Source organism: Rhizobium leguminosarum, from assembly GCF_004123835.1.
GTDB classification, from domain to species: domain Bacteria; phylum Pseudomonadota; class Alphaproteobacteria; order Rhizobiales; family Rhizobiaceae; genus Rhizobium; species Rhizobium leguminosarum_M.
Window position 1 is genome coordinate 191999 of sequence record NZ_MZMU01000018.1, and the last position, 18425, is coordinate 210423.

At 59.8% G+C, this 18425-nt stretch carries 16 protein-coding genes; 9 read left to right on the forward strand and 7 right to left on the reverse strand.

Annotated elements, in window-relative coordinates:
• Nucleotides 1–6: 6 nt before the first annotated feature.
• Together B5P46_RS25640 and B5P46_RS25645 are read right to left on the reverse strand one after the other, a co-directional pair.
• Nucleotides 7–993, reverse strand: coding sequence for an ABC transporter permease (locus tag B5P46_RS25640; RefSeq protein ID WP_129421189.1), 987 nt, complete (start codon nt 991–993; stop codon nt 7–9).
• Nucleotides 994–1095: 102 nt separating this feature from the next.
• Nucleotides 1096–3021 carry an ABC transporter substrate-binding protein gene (locus tag B5P46_RS25645; protein ID WP_129421190.1) on the reverse strand — a complete coding sequence of 642 codons (1926 nt, stop codon included), beginning with the start codon at nt 3019–3021 and terminating at the stop codon, nt 1096–1098.
• 192 nt (nt 3022–3213) lie between these two features.
• On the opposite strand from B5P46_RS25645, the gene B5P46_RS25650 reads away from it, so the two are divergent.
• The 3 genes from B5P46_RS25650 (at nt 3214) to B5P46_RS25660 (ending at nt 7064) form a co-directional block, all read left to right on the forward strand.
• The gene (locus B5P46_RS25650; RefSeq protein WP_129421191.1) at nt 3214–4221 is read left to right on the forward strand and encodes a LacI family DNA-binding transcriptional regulator; all 1008 of its coding nucleotides are present in this window, start codon (nt 3214–3216) and stop codon (nt 4219–4221) included.
• A gap of 90 nt (nt 4222–4311) precedes the next feature.
• A complete protein-coding gene (locus B5P46_RS25655) occupies nt 4312–5649 on the forward strand; it encodes an alpha-L-fucosidase (RefSeq protein ID WP_129421192.1) in 1338 nt (445 codons plus the stop codon).
• A 179-nt stretch (nt 5650–5828) separates the two neighbouring features.
• Nucleotides 5829–7064, forward strand: coding sequence for a serine hydrolase domain-containing protein (locus B5P46_RS25660; RefSeq protein WP_245456300.1), 1236 nt, complete (start codon nt 5829–5831; stop codon nt 7062–7064).
• Nucleotides 7065–7147: 83 nt separating this feature from the next.
• On the opposite strand, the gene B5P46_RS25665 is transcribed toward B5P46_RS25660, so the two are convergent.
• Together B5P46_RS25665 and B5P46_RS25670 are read right to left on the reverse strand one after the other, a co-directional pair.
• Complete coding sequence (locus tag B5P46_RS25665; protein WP_129421386.1) at nt 7148–7888, reverse strand: hypothetical protein; 741 nt, start codon at nt 7886–7888, stop codon at nt 7148–7150.
• Between the two features lie 202 nt (nt 7889–8090).
• Nucleotides 8091–8795, reverse strand: a complete 705-nt coding sequence (locus B5P46_RS25670) for a GntR family transcriptional regulator (protein ID WP_129421193.1) — start codon at nt 8793–8795, stop codon at nt 8091–8093.
• A 148-nt stretch (nt 8796–8943) separates the two neighbouring features.
• Between B5P46_RS25670 and B5P46_RS25675 the strand changes: the two genes are divergently transcribed.
• Entirely contained in the window at nt 8944–9855 is a 912-nt protein-coding gene (locus B5P46_RS25675; RefSeq protein WP_129421194.1) for a dihydrodipicolinate synthase family protein, read from the forward strand.
• A gap of 104 nt (nt 9856–9959) precedes the next feature.
• On the opposite strand, the gene B5P46_RS25680 is transcribed toward B5P46_RS25675, so the two are convergent.
• A complete protein-coding gene (locus B5P46_RS25680; RefSeq protein ID WP_129421195.1) occupies nt 9960–11027 on the reverse strand; it encodes a LacI family DNA-binding transcriptional regulator in 1068 nt (355 codons plus the stop codon).
• Between the two features lie 143 nt (nt 11028–11170).
• On the opposite strand from B5P46_RS25680, the gene B5P46_RS25685 reads away from it, so the two are divergent.
• The 5 genes from B5P46_RS25685 (at nt 11171) to B5P46_RS25705 (ending at nt 17563) form a co-directional block, all read left to right on the forward strand.
• Nucleotides 11171–13492, forward strand: a complete 2322-nt coding sequence (locus tag B5P46_RS25685) for an alpha-L-rhamnosidase (protein ID WP_129421196.1) — start codon at nt 11171–11173, stop codon at nt 13490–13492.
• A gap of 37 nt (nt 13493–13529) precedes the next feature.
• On the forward strand, nt 13530–14813 hold the full coding sequence (locus B5P46_RS25690; RefSeq protein WP_129421197.1) for an ABC transporter substrate-binding protein: 1284 nt from the start codon (nt 13530–13532) through the stop codon (nt 14811–14813).
• Between the two features lie 65 nt (nt 14814–14878).
• Complete coding sequence (locus tag B5P46_RS25695; RefSeq protein ID WP_129421198.1) at nt 14879–15757, forward strand: carbohydrate ABC transporter permease; 879 nt, start codon at nt 14879–14881, stop codon at nt 15755–15757.
• On the forward strand, nt 15754–16581 hold the full coding sequence (locus tag B5P46_RS25700; RefSeq protein ID WP_129421199.1) for a carbohydrate ABC transporter permease: 828 nt from the start codon (nt 15754–15756) through the stop codon (nt 16579–16581). Before B5P46_RS25695 ends, B5P46_RS25700 begins: the two co-directional genes overlap by 4 nt.
• A gap of 4 nt (nt 16582–16585) precedes the next feature.
• Nucleotides 16586–17563 carry an ABC transporter ATP-binding protein gene (locus B5P46_RS25705; RefSeq protein WP_129421200.1) on the forward strand — a complete coding sequence of 326 codons (978 nt, stop codon included), beginning with the start codon at nt 16586–16588 and terminating at the stop codon, nt 17561–17563.
• A gap of 43 nt (nt 17564–17606) precedes the next feature.
• Here B5P46_RS25705 and B5P46_RS25710 read toward each other — a convergent pair whose 3' ends face one another.
• Nucleotides 17607–18005 carry a type II toxin-antitoxin system VapC family toxin gene (locus B5P46_RS25710; protein WP_029873484.1) on the reverse strand — a complete coding sequence of 133 codons (399 nt, stop codon included), beginning with the start codon at nt 18003–18005 and terminating at the stop codon, nt 17607–17609.
• Nucleotides 18002–18253 (reverse strand): AbrB/MazE/SpoVT family DNA-binding domain-containing protein, encoded by a 252-nt coding sequence (locus tag B5P46_RS25715; protein WP_129421201.1) that lies wholly within the window; start codon nt 18251–18253, stop codon nt 18002–18004. Before B5P46_RS25715 ends, B5P46_RS25710 begins: the two co-directional genes overlap by 4 nt.
• Nucleotides 18254–18425: the final 172 nt, after the last annotated feature.

Genomic DNA, 18425 nt, shown 5'->3' on the forward strand with positions numbered 1-18425 from the left:
GTCCCTTCAGCCGTTGCGAATGCGTGGATCGAGCCAGGCGAGCAGCAGGTCCGAAATCAGCGTGCCGATCAGCGTCAGCATGCTCATCAGCAGGATGAACGTGCCGGCCAGATACATGTCCTGGGCAAAGAGGGCGTTGAGCAGCAGCGGTCCGGTGATTGGCAGGCTGAGAACGATGGAGACCACCACCGAGCCGGAGACGAGGTGCGGCAGCACCCAGCCGACGGTCGAGACAAAGGGGTTGAGCGCCACCCGCACCGGATATTTCAATAACAGCCGGATTTCGCTCAAGCCCCGGGCGCGGGCCATGTCGACATAGGGCTTGTTGAGCTCGTCGAGCAGGTTGGCGCGCATGATGCGGATCAGCGCTGCCGTGGCGCCGGTGCCGAGAACGACGACCGGGATCCACATATGCGACATGAGATCGCCGAGCTTGGCCCAGCTCCAGACGGCATTGATATAGGCGGGTGAAAACAGCCCGCCGGTACTTTGGCCGAAATATTGTGCCGAAACATACATCAGCACCAGCGCCAGCAGGAAGTTCGGGATGGCAAGGCCGAGAAAACCGAAGAAGGTGGCGAAGTAATCTCCCACCGAATATTGCCGCACCGCCGAATAGATGCCGATCGGAAAGGCCACCGCCCAGACGAAGAGCAGTGTGGTGACCGAGACCACCATCGTCAGGCCCATGCGGGCCCAGATCAGCTCGCTGACCGGCTTGTTCCAATCGAGGGACTGGCCGAAATCGCCGCGCAGCAGGATGCCGCTGATCCATTTCCAGTATTGGACCGCCCAGGGCTGATCGAGACCATAACGTTCACGCAGGCCGGCGATGACGCTTGGATCGATCGTTTCGTTCTGGGAGGCAAGACGCGCGGTCATCGCGGTCAGGAAATCGCCGGGCGGCAACTGGATGATGATGAAGGTCACGACGGAGATCGCGAACATCATCGGGATCATGTAAAGCAGGCGTCTGATGATGAAGCCGGCCATGGTCAAGCTCCTTCAATCGGCGATCGCCGATCGGATGATTGGGACTGGGCTGGTGTCGATCGGGTGGCGCCCGCGGGCGCCATCCCTGTCGGTCGCGTTCCGTTATTGCTGGTAGTAGAAGGTCTCGGGCTTTGCCGGTCCCGGCGTCATGTAGAACGATGTGCTGGGAATGACTTTCGGGACATTGCGCATATTGGTCTTGACGATGCCGACGCGGTCCGGCTCCAGGTTGGTGCCGATGACGTAGAATTCGTCACGGGTGATCGCCAGCAGTTCCTTCATCGCGGCCAACTGCTTTTCGAGCGTCGGCGCTTCCTTCACCTGCCGGTAGAGATCCATCTGCTTCTTGGCAGCGGGGCTCGGTTCCTGCGCGTTCGGATCTTTAGGGTTCTGGTAGTAGAGGCCCCAGGCCGTCGCGAAGCTCGATTCGTATTCGTGCGGGAAATACCATTTGGGATCGAGCAGGCCGAGGAAATCGTAGCCACCGCCGCCGACCCATCCCAGGCCGTCATTCTCATTATTCTGCAGGCGGGAGAAGATCAGCGAACGTTCGGCCGGGCGGGGCTGCATGTCGATGCCGACGGCCCGCCAGTAGCGCTGGATCATCTCGAGGGCGTCCACCTGGATCGGGCTTCCGGTCAAGGCATCGATCGCAAATGTAATCCGCTTGCCGTCCTGGCCGAGGCGATAGCCTTCGGCGTCATGTTTGGTAAGGCCGGCCTTGTCGAGATACTGATTGGCGAGATCGACATTATACTCCAGATACTGCGTTGCCGTCTTCTCGTCGTAGAGCGCAGTGCCTTCACGCGGTGCTGCCTGATAAGGCTTGGCCTGTCCGGCATAGATCAGCTGGTTGAGCTCTTCGCGGTTGATGGCGTAGCTGAGGCCGATGCGGAAATCCTTGTTGGAAAAGACGGCGCGCAAGGCCGGATTCTTGTGGGTCTGGTTGAGAGTGATCAGCAGGGCGTTCGACCACGCCGGCCGGGCGATGAACAGGCCGTAACCGCCTTTTTCCTGGTTCTGCACGATCACCGTACGGGCGTCCGTCGTCTCGATGAAGCGGTTCTGCATGTCGATTTCGCCGCTGATCGCCTTCAGGATGATTGCCTGGGTATCCTGCATCACATCGATGGTGATCCGATCGAAGTAAGGCAGCTGGTTTCCTGCGGTATCCACCTTGGCATAGTATGGATTGCGTTCTCCAACGACCTGGGTGGTGCCATTATAGGGCGCGGTCAACACCCAGGCATCGAGCGTTGGACGGCCGAGATCGCGCCAGCGGCCGGGAAACCCGATCTTGTTGTTGAAGAGCTGGACCCAGTCGGTTGCGCCGGCTGCCTTCACCAGGGCGTCGACACCGTCGGGATTGAAATCCTTGTGGAATTGCTTGAGGTAGTGGGCCGGTGCGGCCGCCAGAATATCGGAGCCGCGCACAGTGGCCATGTTCATCAGGAACAGGCCGTTCGGCGCGGCAAATTTGAAGACGACCTTGTCGTCGGCGAGCTTTTCGACCTTGACGGTCTCTCCGCCCGCGGTCAACCAGCTGGGTGCGGCAGGGGTGATCTTGGTGTTGCGAAGCACGTTCTCGTTCCACCACACAAGATCGTCCGCGGTAAAGGGCTCGCCGTCCGACCAGCGCGTGCCTTCCCGCAAAGTGAACGTATATTCGGTGGCATCGGCATTGACCTCGACGCTCTTGGCGAGATCGGGGATCACCTCGGTCCATTCTGGATTCCAGCGGACCAGTCTTGTATAACCGATCGAACGTTCGATCTCGCTGTCGCCACCGCCAAAGGTGGCCGTGCGCCAGGTGCCGCCATAGGTACCGACCGATTCAAGCGGAGTGAGTACCAGCGGCTCCTTGGGCAGCCGCTTTTCGACCGGCGGCAGCTTGCCGGCATCGACGAGCGCCTTCAGTTCCGGCGACTCCTCAAAGCCGAATGCGGCACCGGCCCAACCGACACCCATGAGGATCGCCGCGGCAACGGTCGAGACAATCTGCCGTCTTAAAATTCTGACGTGTTGCATTCTTTCCTCCCAATGTTCCGCTCTAGGTTATCGTTAACGTATTCTCCTCTTTTGCAACGTTATCGTTACCGTTCAATCTTGTCAAAGAGATTCTCGGCACCTCATCTTTGCCCATATCAGCCTTGGCTTTCCCCGAAATTATGTTAGTTATCGTTATCGTAAATTCCTGCCCCTTTTGATGAGACGATCCCGTTGAGCCGCCCCAAAGAGCCAGAATCCAAAATAACCATCGCCGATGTCGCCCGCGCCGCAGGGGTGTCGCCGATGACGGTATCTCGCGTGCTCAATGATCGGGGCGGAGCCAGTGCGGAGACCAGTCAGCGGATTATTTTAGCGGCGAGCGAACTCAATTACCGGCCCAATCCCTTTGCGCGCGGATTGCGGTCCGATCGATCGAAGGCCATCGGCCTTCTCGTTCCCGACATCACCAATCCGTTCTTTCCCGAAGTCATCAGGGGAGCCGAGGATGCCGCGAGCGCTGCCGGCTACAACCTGCTTCTGTCCAATGTCGTCGAGAACAGCAAGCGGGAGGAAGAACTCATCGAAACGCTGTTGCGGCACCGGGTCGACGGGATCATCGTCTGCAGCCCGCGACTGCCCGACGCTGCGCTTCACAAGGCCCTTGCGCCCCACCGTGCCGTGGTGCTCATCAACCGCGAGGCGCCCAACGAGGTCGCCGGAACGATCGTCACCGACTACGAGACGGGAGCGTCGCGTGCCATCGACCATCTGGTCGAGCGCGGACGCCGCAGGATAGCGATCATCGCCGGGCCGCGCAGTTCGTTTGGCGGCAAGAGCCGGCTTGTCGGCTTTCGCAAGACGCTGGCGATCCACGGGCTCAAGGCACAGGGCATCGTTTATTGCGATCCGACCGCAGCGGGCGGGCAAACGGCCGCCGCGCAATTGCTGGCGGAAGCACCCGGTATCGATGCTCTTGTCTGCTACAACGACCTCAATGCGATCGGCGCCATGAAGGCCTGCCGGGCTGCCGGCGTTTCTATCCCCGGACAAATCGCCCTGATCGGTTTCGACGATATTCCGACTGCCGAACTGCTGTCCCCGGCGCTCACCACCTTGCGGGTGCAAAAACGCGAAATGGGGGAGGAAGCCGTGCGTCTGCTGCTCAGCCGCATCGCCACCAGAAACCGCCAGCACGGCATCGTCATCGTGCCCGAGCTCATCGTCCGCGAAACGACATGAACGCCACGGAGCATGATGCCGAAAAGTGTGAGCGGTTTTCGGACGACATCATGCTCCAACTCTTAAAGTTTGGAACAGGAGGAATATCCGATGGATATCAACAATCTGCAGTCACTGGCCCTGCCTGAGGAGAAGAAGGCCTGGTTCGTTCACGACCGGTTCGGCATGTTCGTGCACTGGGGGCTTTATGCGCTGCCGGCACGCCATGAATGGGTCAAGAGCCGCGAAGAACTGAACGACGCCGACTACCAGAAATATTTCGATCATTTCGATCCCGATCTCTACGAGCCCCGCGAATGGGCCAGACGCGCGAAAGCTGCCGGCATGAAATATGTGGTGCTGACGACCAAGCACCATGAAGGCTTCTGCCTCTGGGATACCAAGGCCACCAACTTCAAGGTGACCAACACGCCTTATGGGCGGGATCTGCTAGGCCCGTTCGTCGACGCCTTCCGTGCGGAGGGCCTGAGGATCGGGTTCTACTATTCGCTGATCGACTGGCATCATCCCGACTTCACCGTCGATCCGCGCCACCCGCAGCGCAATCATCCCGATGCGCTGAAAATCAATGAAGGCCGGGACATGCAGCGTTATGCCGCCTTCATGCGCGAGCAGGTCCGCGAGTTGCTGACTGAGTTCGGCCAGATCGACATCATGTGGTTTGATTTCAGCTATCCGCAATGGAAGCTCGGGGAGCTGGTCGGAAAGGGCCATCAGGATTGGGAAAGCGAGAAACTCGTGCGTCTGGTGCGCGAACTCGCCCCCGATATCATCATCAACAACCGGCTCGATCTCGCCGGCCTGCAGCCCGACATCGTCACGCCGGAGCAATATATGCCGCGCGCCCGGCCGCTTCGCGATGGCAGGCGCGTCGTCTGGGAAGCGTGCCATACGCTCAGCGGTTCCTGGGGCTATCACCGCGACGAGGACACCTGGAAAAGCACGGAACAACTGGTGCAGATGCTGGTCGGTACCGTTGCCATGGGCGGCAATCTGCTGATGAATGTCGGCCCAACGGCGCGTGGCACGCTCGACCACCGCGCGATTGCAGCCCTTGCCGCTTACGAGGAGTGGATGGCACTGCACGAGCGCAGCATCGTCGGCTGCACCCAGTCCGACTTCCCCGCTCCGGCCGACTGCCGCCTGACCCAGAATGGCGATCGTCTCTACATCCACCTCTTCAACTGGCCCTATCGCCATCTGCATTTCGATGCGCTGGCAGGGAAAGTCGAATATGCGCAATTCCTGCATGATGGCAGTGAGGTCACCTGGCTGCGCCCGTCCGCCAATACCTTGTGGGCGAACACCCAGTTCCCCGTCGGTGAGGATCAAATGACATTCGTCCTGCCGGTGCGCCGACCTCAGATCGTGGTCCCGGTCATCGAAGTCAAGCTCAAGGCGGGGAGCGCGGCTGGCATTCAGGATTGAGATGCAGCTGGCATCACGACACGAAAGTGATGAATCAGTCCGACTTTTGAGAACATGATCAAGCTGCGAGGACGAAAGCTTCACGCCGCGGCGGCCTGAGATCGAGGCCGCCGTTCGGGGTTCAGATATTATCGCCGGTGAGACTGACGTGCTGCCAGCCGAGCGGGGTAACGTGCTTGATGACCTCGGACGGGTGTGGCGATGCCTTCCCGGTTAAGCTCGGCAAAGCCCAATGGAATTTCGCGCCAGGATCGGCTAGCAATGACCACTCGAATAAATTGCAGCAAGATCCTCAAGTACATGGAGCAACGATAGTGGTGAGCACGACACCGACCATCGCGTATGGAAAGCATACCGACCTACAGATTGCTGCCTCGGGCGAGACAGGATTCAAGTCCGATCCGGTAAAACGCTTTGACGATTTGGAGAAAAGCGGAAGGCTTGCGGGCCTGCACGGGGTTGTAGCCCTTCGCGGCGGTCGTATCGTCTTCGAGCGGTATATCGACGGCAACGATATGAAGTGGGGGCAGCCACTCGGGAATGTCAGATTCGGGCTGGACACGCTCCACGATATCAGGTCCGTCACGAAAAGCATCGTCGGTCTGCTCTATGGCATCGCACTTGAAGAGGGTCGCGTGCCAGCGCTTGATGAGCCAATCGTCGCGCAGTTTCCCGAATACCCCGACCTTGCCGGTGACCCGCAGCGCAAACGCCTGACCATCCGACATGCCTTGTCGATGACGCTTGCTATGGAGTGGAACGAAAATGCCCCCTATACCGATGCGGCCAACAGCGAGATCGCCATGGAGCAGGCGCAGGATCGCTATCGCTTCATCCTAGATCGCCCGATCCTTACGGAGCCCGGACGCGGATGGATCTACAGTGGCGGGGCTGTTGCACTGCTTGGCAAGATCATTGAGCGAGGCACCGGTCAATCCTTGCCGGCATTCGCAAGCGAAAAGCTGTTCTCCCCTCTCGGGATCGACACCATCGAGTGGATCCGGGGCCAAGACGGCAAAGCGTCGGCCGCATCGGGGCTGCGGATGACACCACGCTCGCTTGCTCGAATTGGGCAGATGATATTGGACGGTGGCAGATCTGACGGTCGTTCTGTCGTTCCCAAATCCTGGCTTGACCAGAGTTTCCAGCCCGCCGCTATAGTCGATATCGGTTGGCCGGGAATGCATTACGGCTATCTGTGGTATGTGGGCGAGGAAGCCATTACAGATAAGACAGGGACCTATGGCGAGCGCTTTGTGGCCGGAATTGGGAATGGCGGGCAGCGGCTGTTTGTTTTCCCGGGTCTTAACTTCGTCCTTTCCATTACTACAGGCAATTACGATTCTCCCGACCAATGGCGAGCACCTGCTGCCCTGCTGTACGAGGTATTTTTGCCCAGCCTGACAGCCAGTTGAAAACCGGTGCTGCCTGAGCGGGCGGGAGATGGTGCCCGTTCAGATAAACGGCTCGGTCGGTCCCGCCGGATGCCGACAGTGGCTTACGGATTGGCTTCGGTGGTTTCCACGAAAAGCTGGTTGAGTTGCTTCATATCGAGTGCATGGGCGCGCTTTCTAAGGGCAACGGCCTGTTTGAGCGTTGCAAGGTTGTCTGTTGTCTCTATGAGATGGGCATCGGCGACGAGCATCTCCGCTTCAATCCTTCCCTGCTCTCTCAACTGCCAGACATCCCTGACGCGAAATTGAACCATTATCACGCCGAAGAGTGCGACGAGCGCGGAGGCCGTCATTGGCAGCCATTTGGGGACAACTGGGCCATAGGCCGAAAACAACGATGAGAGACCGCTCAAAACGATGATCCCCAATGTGAGGAAATTCCAGAGATGCTGACTGACCTTAGAGGAGCGCGCATAGCCGTTTCGATGTATTCGAAGGTCACGCAAAGTCTGCCTTTTGGTCTCGACTGCGTCCGATGGAAGCATGCTTTCGGCTCGCTCTTGCTCGATCTCCCGTCTTGCCGCCAAAACCACATTGATGGCGGCGATAATTATCCCGAAAGTAATCATGAACCAGGCAATGTAGTGCAAAGGGACTTTATCGAGAATGATATTTGGAAAAAACTCAGGTTGAAAAAACTCAATTAAAGCGCCAAGCGATATCAAGAATACCGACAAGACAACCACTGTGATCGAAAGCATCGATGCTATATTTCTATATCTTCCCGGCAGTGTCATTTTCCGCTGTTGAGCAGGGTCATCGTCCTCCTTTCTGAACAAATCCATCATCCTATCCTCGTGACTATAGGTTTGATCATAGTCAATCGTGTAGCACGCCAGAAAGCAAGTAACGTTTCTGAATGAATACTTAACGCATCGAATTGCCGGCAGCCCTCGGTCCGGTCGATACGTCCGATGCCGCGAGAAACGGCCCACCATATCGCGAATGTGCAGGAGGGTAGCCTCCGCCTCCTGACCCCCAGTCGTTTCAGGTTATGCTGATCGCCAGCGGTCGGTCGAGATCGCGGGCAATATATTCCTGGATCTGGCGGACGATCTGCGCGGCGTGCGCGATCGCCAGACGGTCGGCCCGCTCGGCGTCGCCAGCCTCGATCGCGGCGATGATCTCCTCATGCTCGTCGACATACTGGCGCGGCAGACGGTCGTCGAATGTCGAGTAGTACAGGCGAAGAATGCGCCGGCCTTCGTCGAGCAGCCTGGCGAAGAAGGCCGTGTAATAGGAATTGCCGGCAAGCTCGGCGATCGCCACGTGAAATTCGCGGTTCGCCTCGATCATCGCATAGGCGTCGCGCGCGGCAACGGCGGCGGCGAAGTCCTTCTGATGCAGGCGGATGGTCTTCATGATGTCGCCATCTCGCCGCTGCGCGGCCCCGCGCGTCGTAACCCGGTACATCAGTGTCAGTGCTTCGAAATAGGTGGGCAGGCTTGCGAAATCGATCGTCGCAACGATCGTGTTCCTGTTCGGCAGGGTCGTGACCAGCCCGTCGGCTGCGAGCCGCAACAGCGCTTCGCGAATGGGGGTCCTCGACATCCTGAAGCGCTCCGACAGCCGCACTTCATCGAGCGGACTGCCAGGTTCCAGCGCCATCGACAGGATTTCCCGGCGCAGCGTGACGTAAACGCTCTGCGTGCCGGAACCGCGCACCCGCACATTCTCCACGTCGTCCTGCATCCATCCCTCCCCTGACATCAGAGCCTTGTATTGCGTTTCGGCCGATTCCCGCAACGGCGGTCTTCCTGCCTTCAATTTCAGAATCCAGACGATTGAATCTTGTCGACAGTTTGTATATAACGCAACCGATTTCAACGGGGTTTGATCGATGACAACAGGATGGAAGGGCGTATTTCCCGCCGTAACGACACAATTCAACGAAGATCTTTCCGTGGATCTGACTGCCACCCAGCGTGTCCAGGACGCGCTCGTGAACGACGGTGTCAACGGGCTGATCGTCATGGGCACATGCGGCGAGAACAATTCGCTCGATCCCGATGAGAAGCGCACGATCCTGAAAGCCGCCGTCGAGGTCGTCAACGGCCGCGTACCCGTCGTCACCGGCGTGTCCGAATTCGACACGCGCCGTGCCGTCGCCTATGCCCGCGATGCCGAAAAGCTCGGCGCCGACGGCCTGATGCTGCTGCCGGCCATGGTTTATGTGCCGAAGCCGGAAGAGCTGATCGCGCATTTCCGCACCGTCGCCGAAGCGACCTCGCTGCCGATTATGCTCTACAACAACCCGCCGGCCTACCGCGTCAACATCGGCGCCGATGTGCTGAAGGTGCTTGCCGACGTGCCGAACATCAAGGCCGTCAAGGAAAGCGCACCGGATCCGCGCCGCTTCACCGATCTCATCAACGAATTCGGCGATCGTTTCGATATCTTCGCCGGCCTTGACGACGTTGCGCTCGAAGGCCTGATGCTCGGCGCCAAGGGCTGGGTCTCCGGCCTGACCAGCGCCTTCCCGGAGGAATCCGTGCAGCTGGTTGCCGCCGCCGAACGCGGCGACTGGGAAGAGGCCCGCAAAATCTATCGCTGGTTCATGCCGCTTCTGCACCTCGATGCCGAACACGACCTCGTGCAGTCGATCAAGCTTGCCGAGCAGATCATGGGCCGCGGCTCTGAGCGCGTCCGCCTGCCGCGCCTGCCGCTTTCGGGCGCCCGCCGCGCCGAAGTCACCGCCATGGTCGAGAAGGCCGCCGCCACGCGTCCCTCGAAGATTCGCCAGGCTGCCTGAAACAACTGGGCCGGCAAACGCGGATAGCTGCTGCCGGCCTTTCTATCTCTCGCCACTTTCAGGTGAGAGCCAGCCACGCTCGATCGCGGCAGACACTCCGACCATCAGCCTTGCTTCATATCCGTGCCGCTGCCGGAACGGGTCAGGCTGTTGCGGCTGACCAGTGACGGTATCTGGAAAATATGCTCGGAAGCGGTGCGGCCTTCTATTCTGGAAATGAGGGCTCGGGTTGCGACCTGACCGAGTTCCCTGCCCGACTGATCGATGCTTGCGAGATTGACGAGGCCGAGTGCTGCGGTCGGCGAATTGTCGTATCCGATGACGGCGAGATCTTCGGGGACGCGCACGCCCATCTCCATAGCCAGGCTCAGAAGGGTGATCGCGTCGAGATCGCTCCAGCAGAATACGGCGCGCGGCCTGTCCTTCCTCGATAGGAATTTTCGCATCGCCTCTTCCCGCTTTGGCGAGGCTATCGGAATTTTGCCGATCGCTGGCGAGGAGCCGAGCCCGCCACGCTGCATCGCCCGGCGAAACCCGATCTCACGCTGGCGGACGACGGAGACCGCGTGCCCCTGGCGCTCGCCAAGGCTGAGCATCTCGATATCGCGATAGCCGCAGGCAAGAAGCGCTTCGACGGCGATCTCGGCGCCGCGCTGATCGTCTGCGTTGACGGTATCGAAGGCCGTAGCGCTGGCATCGTGGTAACCGACCGCGACGATCGGTATCTGGACTGCGAACTTTGCGAGGATCTCCGAGGGCAAGCGCGGCGCAACGAGGATCAGGCCGTCCATCTTGTAGTCGATCATCGACTCGATCAACGACGTCTCCAGCTGCACGCGCGCATCGCTGACGCCGATCATCGCCTGGTAGTGCGAAGGCCCAAGCACCTCGTTCACGCCGGCAATCACCTCCGGAAGGAAGGGATTGCGAATGTCGATCAGGAGCACGCCGATGGTGAAGCTTCGGCCGCGCAGCCCCCTGGCTGCCCGCGACGGGCGATATGCGAGCGCCTCGATGGCATCCGTCACCTTTGCGCGCAACGCGTCACTCACCCCGTAGGCGTTGCGCATCACCTTGGAAACCGCTGCGACCGATACGCCTGCATGGGTTGCCACGGTCCGGATCGTCACGCGATCGTTTCGTTGCGGCTTTTGTTTGTCTTCGATGGGCATGAAATCTCTGGCTTGCGGCTGCGAGTCGTCAACAGCGCCCGCGGAACCACCATGGCAGACTGGCAATGAAATTTCTATTGCGCTTCCGAAGAAAATGTAGAACGTTATATGGAGAACGTTCTACAACTCGTCGGGAGGACTTGATGAACTTTCAGCCGGCAGCCATCAGTGGCAACCTCGTTTCGCGTATCTGGTCCGGGGATATGATCGCGCCACTATCGGATGGCGGTCAGGGAACGGCCGCAAGCTTCGTCTCCCAAACTTTTGAGCATGATGGCTCGGGGCTCCCCGTCGATCTCTTCATCTCCGCACTTGGCCTCTATCGCTGCTTTATCAATGGCGTTCGCGTCGGCGACGACCTGTTGACCCCAGGCTGGACGAACTACGACGACCGCCTTGCCTATCAGCGATATGATGTCTCGAATCTGCTCAAGCTGGGCCAGAACCGCATCGAGATCTGGCTTGCCGACGGGTGGTACCGGTCGCCTTTGATGTGGGGCGCCAAAGCGATCCCGAACTGCTGGGGCGACAGGATCGGCACTATCGCCGATCTGATCGGACCTGATGGCACCATTCTTTCGACTGACACCTCATGGCGAAGCGGTGTTCTGCCGATCCTGAAGTCGGGGATCTACTTCGGGGAAGTCTATGATGCCCGCCAGGCAAATCTCGTCGAGACGCATGGCACCGAGAGATTGCCGTTCGAAAGGGAATTGCTCGTCGCGCACGAAACTGCGGCGGTGCGGGAGTTGCGGCCACTCGCCCCGGTCGACAGCTGGATCGACGACGACGGCAGGACGGTCTACGATTTCGGCCAGAATGCCGGCGGCTATATCAGATATACGGTCCGCGGCATTGCCGGCGCCGAAGTGCGGGTGGAGCATTCGGAAGTTCTCGGCCCCGATCGTCACTTCGACAATCGCAACTATCGCACGGCCGCCGCGCACACCGTCTACACGCTGCGCGGCGACGGTGAGGAGACTTACGCGCCGCATTTCACCTTCCATGGCTTCCGCTATGCCAGGGTGACCATCACAGGCGAAGCAAAGGTCCTGGCGATCGCCTCCGTCCCGATTTCGTCGGTACCGGAACCCGCCGGCGGTTTCACCTCGGGCAATGCACTGGTCAATCGCCTCGTCGAGAATACCATCTGGTCGCAGCGCGCCAATTTCGTCGAAGTGCCGACCGATTGCCCGCAGCGCGACGAGCGCTTGGGCTGGACGGGCGATGCGCAGGTGTTTGCCGCAACCGCCTGCTGGCTGAGCGACAGCCAATCCTTCCTGAGAAAGTATCTGCGGGATGTGATGGCTGATCAGCGCGAGGATGGCGCCGTCTCGCATTTTTCACCGGATCCGACACGTCTGCATCCGGCCAATTTCCCGGGCTATGCCGGCTCGACCGGTTGGGGCGACGCGATCGTCGTCATCCCCTGGGTTCTCTACACCCATTACGGCGATCGGGCGGTTCTGGCAGAATGCCTGGATTCGATGGTGCGCTGGGTCGATTTCGTCTGGTCGATCTCGGATGGTCCGCTCGTGCGCCCGCCGTCGCGCTGGGGCGACCGCGGCTTTACCTTCGGCGACTGGCTGCAGCCGGTCGGCGACAACCGGAAGCCTCGCCCGACCATCGCCGACGATTGTGCGGCCACACTCTACCACTTCATCTCGACCGACCTTCTGGCAAGGATCGCAGCCACGCTCGGCGAGCATGCGCTTGAAGAGCGAATGAAACAGCGCGCCGACGAAATCCGGCTGGCATTCACCAACGAGTTCATCACGCCATCGGGACGGCTCGCGCATAACGATCAGACGTCCTATGCGCTGGCTTTCCTGCACGAGCTGATACCGGCCGACCACATGCAAGCCGCACAGCAGCATTTCCGACAGGTGATCATCGATGCCGACTACAAGATCGGCACCGGCTTCATCGGCACGCCTGCCCTGCTGCCGGCGCTGACGAAGCTCGGGATGGACGATCTGGCTGAAAAGGTCTTCCTGCAGGAGGATGTACCGGGCTGGCTCTACCAGGTCTCGAAGGGAGCGACGACGATCTGGGAGCGCTGGGATTCCATGGCGCCCGACGGCACCATCTACGAACCCGACATGAACAGCTACAACCACTATGCCTATGGCGCCGTCTGCCAATGGCTGTTCGAAAGCGTCGCCGGAATTTCGCCGAGTCCGAGCGCGCCCGGATTTGCCGAGGTGATCGTCGATCCCGCGCCGATTCCGTCCCTTTCGCCGGTTTCGGCCTATCATGATATCAGCCAGGGACGCATCGAGGCCGGCTGGCAGTGCGACGGCAACAAGGTCACCTATGTGCTGACCCTTCCGGCGGGCTGCATCGGCCGGTTCCGACCCGGAAAACGGCATCAAAACCCGTCGCTCGACGGAGAGCCTGTTGTCGGGGAAGCCATTCTTCCCTCCGGGACGCACCAGCTGGTCTTTTCCCTACCCAGTTCTTGAGGAGCATACACGTCACACCGTTCAGAGGAGGAACGTCATGACACATCGGATAAAACTCATTCTTGCGGGCGCGTCCGCGCTTTTGGCACTGGTCGCGGCCGGCCCGTCGCATGCAGACACCACCCTGTCATTCCTGATCGACAACAACCCGGACACCGTCGCGGCGGCCGAGGCACTGGTTGCCGCCTATCGGGCAAAGGCACCCGACGTGACGATCGAAATCGAGCCGCGGGCCGGTGGCGGTGAAGGCGACAACATCATCAAGACGCGCCTGGCGACGGGGGAGATGTCCGATGTGTTTCTCTACAATTCCGGCTCGCTGCTACAGGCGCTGAAGCCGACACAGACGCTTGTCGATCTGAGCGATCTCTCGTCGCAAGCGAAGGTCGACGAAGGCTTCAAATCGGTCGTCCGTGCCGATGGCAAGATCTATGGCGTTCCCTTCGGCACGGCGATGGCGGGCGGGATCCTCTACAACAGGAAAATTTACCAGGACCTCGGCCTCTCCGTCCCGAAGACATGGGCGGACTTCATGGCGAACAACGCGAAGGTCAAAGCTGCCGGAAAGGTCGCCGTGGCGCAGACCTATCGCGATACCTGGACCTCGCAGCTGTTCGTTCTGGCTGACTATTACAACCTGCACGCGGCCGTGCCGAACTTCGCCGCAGACTATACCGCCAACAAGGCAAAATACGCCGAGACGCCTGCGGCCCTGAAGGGCTTCGAACGGCTGAAGGACGTTCACGACGCCGGCCTGATGAACGAAGATTTTGGCGCGGCAAGCTACGACGATGGCCTGAGAATGGTGGCAACCGGCGAGGCAGCGCATTATCCGATGCTGAGCTTCGCGGTCGGCGCGCTCAAACAGAATTATCCCGAAAACCTCAACGATGTCGGCTTTTTCGCGCAGCCGAGCGACGACGCCGCAACCAACGGTTTGACGGTCTGGATGCCGCCAGCCCTCTACATTCCCGCGACCAGCCAGCACGCCGAGGAAGCGCGGAAATTCGTCGATTTCGCCGGAAGCGTCGAGGCCTGCAAGATCATGGTGGAAACCAATGCCGTTCAGGGGCCTTCCCTGATCGACGGCTGCGACCTGCCAGCTAGCGTACCGCCTGCGATAAAGGACATGCTCCCCTATTTCGAGGCCAAGGACAAGACGACCCCGGCGCTGGAATTCGTTTCGCCAATCAAGGGACCGGCTCTCGAGCAGATCACCGTCGAAGTCGGCTCCGGTATTCGCCAGCCGACCGACGCGGCAAAGCTCTATGACGACGACGTGCGCAAGCAGGCCAAGCAGCTCGGTCTTCCAAACTGGTAGCGGTCTTTCGGGTCAATTAACCTCGCTCCTAAAGGGGCGAGGTTCACCCGATTGAAGAGGTAGTCATGACCGAGACACGCCCCCGTTCGCGCAAATCGCCCTACCCGCTGTGGTTTTTCATTCCGGCCGCAATCATCTACGGCGCGCTGTTTCTGGTTCCCACGGTATCCTCTCTCTGGTTCAGCCTCACACGCTGGGATCTGTCGACCGCCGAATTCATCGGGCTCGAAAACTTTCAGCAGTTCTTTTCCGAACCATTCCTGGTCAAGGGACTGGTCAATACGCTGATCTATGCCGTGACGACATCCGGCCTGAAGACGGTCTGCGGGCTGCTGCTTGCCGTGCTCCTGACCAGCAATATCTTCGCCCGCGGCTTCCTGCGCACGCTGGTCTTCTTTCCCGTCCTGGTCTCGACGATCGGCATCGGCATCACCTTCACGGTGATGATGCATCCGACCAGGGGCATCATCAATGTCACGCTCGAGACGCTCGGCATTCCCGGCCCGGGATGGCTTACCAATCCGGCGCTGGCGCTTTTTTCGGTGGCTTTGGTCGATGTCTGGAAGGGTGTCGGCCTCGCCACCCTGATCTTCATCGCCGGGCTTGCCGCGATCAGCCTCGATTATTATGAGGCTGCGAGGATTGACGGGGCCACGCGTCTCCAGCAATTTTTCCGGATCACCCTGCCGCTCGTGCGTCCCGCCACCGTCATCGTGGTGACATTGTCGCTGATTGGCGGGCTTCGATCCTTCGATCTGATATGGGCCATGACCCGCGGCGGGCCTGGTTTCTCCTCCGATGTGATCGCATCGGTCATCTATAAGCAGTACCAAGCGGGTTTCTACGGTCTGTCGACGGCCGGAAACGTCATCCTGTTCGCGCTGATCGCCGTGATCATCCTGCCATTCACCCTGTGGTTCAACCGGCGCGAGGTCGAAGAATGAGAAGCGTCCGCCCTTACGTGACCGGCGCGATAGCCCTTGCGGTGGCGGCCGTCATCTTCGTCATGCCTTTCGTGTTCGTTGCTCTCCAGGCGGTCAAATCGAAATCCGAAGCCTCTCGCCTCGATTTCGAATTGCCGGAGCATTGGCTGTTCTGGGATAATCTGATCGCCGTCTTCAAGGCGCGCGACTACCAGCTCGCGCTCGCCTATTTCAACTCCACGCTGATCACCGTGGTCTCCGTCACGATCCTGATCCTGCTGTCGGCAATGGTCGGATATGTGATGCAGCGCCGCAAGACCGTCTGGAACAGGGTGGCCTCCGTTGCCCTGTTCATGGGTCTGATGATGCCGCCGGCCGTCGTGCCCACCATCGGCCTCTTGCAGGAGATCGGTCTCTTCAAGACCATGACCGGGATGATCCTGATCCAGGTCGCCTATAATCTCTCTTTCTCGACATTGCTCTACCGGTCGTTCATTTCGACCATACCACGCGACCTCGACGAGGCGGCGCTGATCGATGGCGCCAAGCCCCGCCAGATTTTCTTCAGAGTGATTCTGCCGCTGCTGAAGCCGGTGACCGTCACCAACATCGTCGTGCAGTCGATCGCGATCTTCAACGATTTTACCAACCCACTCTACTATCTTCCCGGCAGGGAGAACGTGACCGTGCAGCTGACGCTCTATAATTTCCAGAGCATGTATACGAGCCAGTACAATCTGCTCTTCATGAATATCCTCCTCGTGACGATTCCGCCGCTGATCGTCTTCATCTTCTTCAACCGGCAGATCGTCGCGGGCATGACGGCCGGCGCAGTCAAAGGGTAGCAGAATGGCTGAGCTCACTCTCAAGCAGGTTCGCAAGAGCTTTGGCGCCCTTGAAGTTATCAAGGGGATCGATCTGGAGGTTGCCTCCGGCGAGTTCGTCGTTTTCGTCGGCCCGTCGGGATGCGGAAAATCGACGCTGCTGCGCATCATCGCCGGCCTGGAGGAAACGACATCAGGCACGCTGACGATCGGCGGCAAGGAGGTGACCTATGCCGAACCCTCCGAGCGCGGCATTGCCATGGTGTTCCAGAGCTACGCGCTCTACCCGCATATGACCGTTGCCGAGAATATCGGCTTCGGCCTTTCACTCGCCCGCCGCCCAAAGGCGGAAATCGCCGCCAAGGTCGCGGCGACGGCTGAAACGCTGCAGCTCACCCAGTTGCTGGAGAGAAAGCCGAAAGCACTCTCCGGCGGCCAGAGGCAGCGCGTCGCCATCGGCCGCGCGATCATCCGCGATCCCAAGGTCTTCCTGTTCGACGAGCCGCTCTCCAATCTCGACGCTTCGCTCAGAGCCCAGATGCGCCTTGAGATCGCCGATCTGCACGCCCGCCTGAAATCGACGATGATCTATGTCACCCACGACCAGGTCGAAGCGATGACGATGGCGGACAGGATCGTCGTCCTGAACGGCGGCGCGGTCGAACAGATCGGCAGCCCGATGGAACTCTACCGCAATCCCGCAACACCATTCGTCGCCGGCTTCATCGGCAGCCCGAAGATGAACCTCTATGGCGGCGAGATAGCGCGGCGATTGAACTGCACCACCTATGGCATCCGCCCTGAGCATATCAGGCTTTCGGAAGGTGCCGGGCAATGGCAGGGCAGGATCCGGCACCTCGAGCGGCTTGGCGCCGACGCGATCCTCTACCTCGACGTCCCCGAACTCGGCGAGATGGTGGTGCGCGCCGAAGGCGAGACACCGTTTGCGCCTGGTATGACGGTCTGGGCAAATCCGGTCGAAGGAGCGGAACATCGGTTCTGAAGCTAACGCCCGCCCGCCGTCTCGCTCATGGGCCTGCGGAATTTCAGGCGAGAAGACGCGCGGGTTGGCCTTGGCGGATTACCAGTTCGACCGCCTGCTTGTCGAAAGATACGAAGCTCTCGCCGCCAAGCCATGCTCCTTCATGGGCAATCACGCCATCTGCAAAATCGCCACCCGCCTCCAGCATGGCCAGCCCTGCTTCGACCGCGGGACGGTTCATCGCCACATTACCGGCGTTGAGCAGGTCGTGGATGGTCTGTGAAACATCTTCCTTTGATAGCCTGGCTCCGCGACGCAGTATCCAGACCAGTTCACATAAGCTCGGCAGGGAAACCGCGATCAGCGATGCTTCCTTGAGGAGCTTTGCCGCTGCCCTTCCCTGCTCAGCATCATCCTGCAGGACGGCTCGAGCAAGAATGTTGGTATCGACTGAGACTTTCATTCCTCGCCGGCCCAGCCCGAAGCCCCGATTTCGTTCATCTCTTCGATGGTCAACGGCTTTTTCATCTTGCCAGCATGCCGACCGATAAAGTCGTCGATGGTCCCCGCTGGACGAGCAGCCTTTACCCGCAGCTCGCCCCCAGGCAGCTTGTCGAATTCGATCCGCTCCCCCGGTTTGACCCCGAGGTGCGTCAGCAAATCCCGTCTCAGCGTGATTTGCCCTTTCATTGTGACGGCAAGGGAAGCCATGGAAAATCTCCTACTTTAAACCAATACAAAAGTAATGGAATTTTTCCTTACATTCAAGGTTCGAGTGATAGGGACTTTGCCTTCACTTTGCCTTCACTGGCCTTGTTCGTGCGTGGCTCACTCCAACCGAAGAAAGAGCACCGACCCATGAGCCGGCTTCTATGCATCCGGC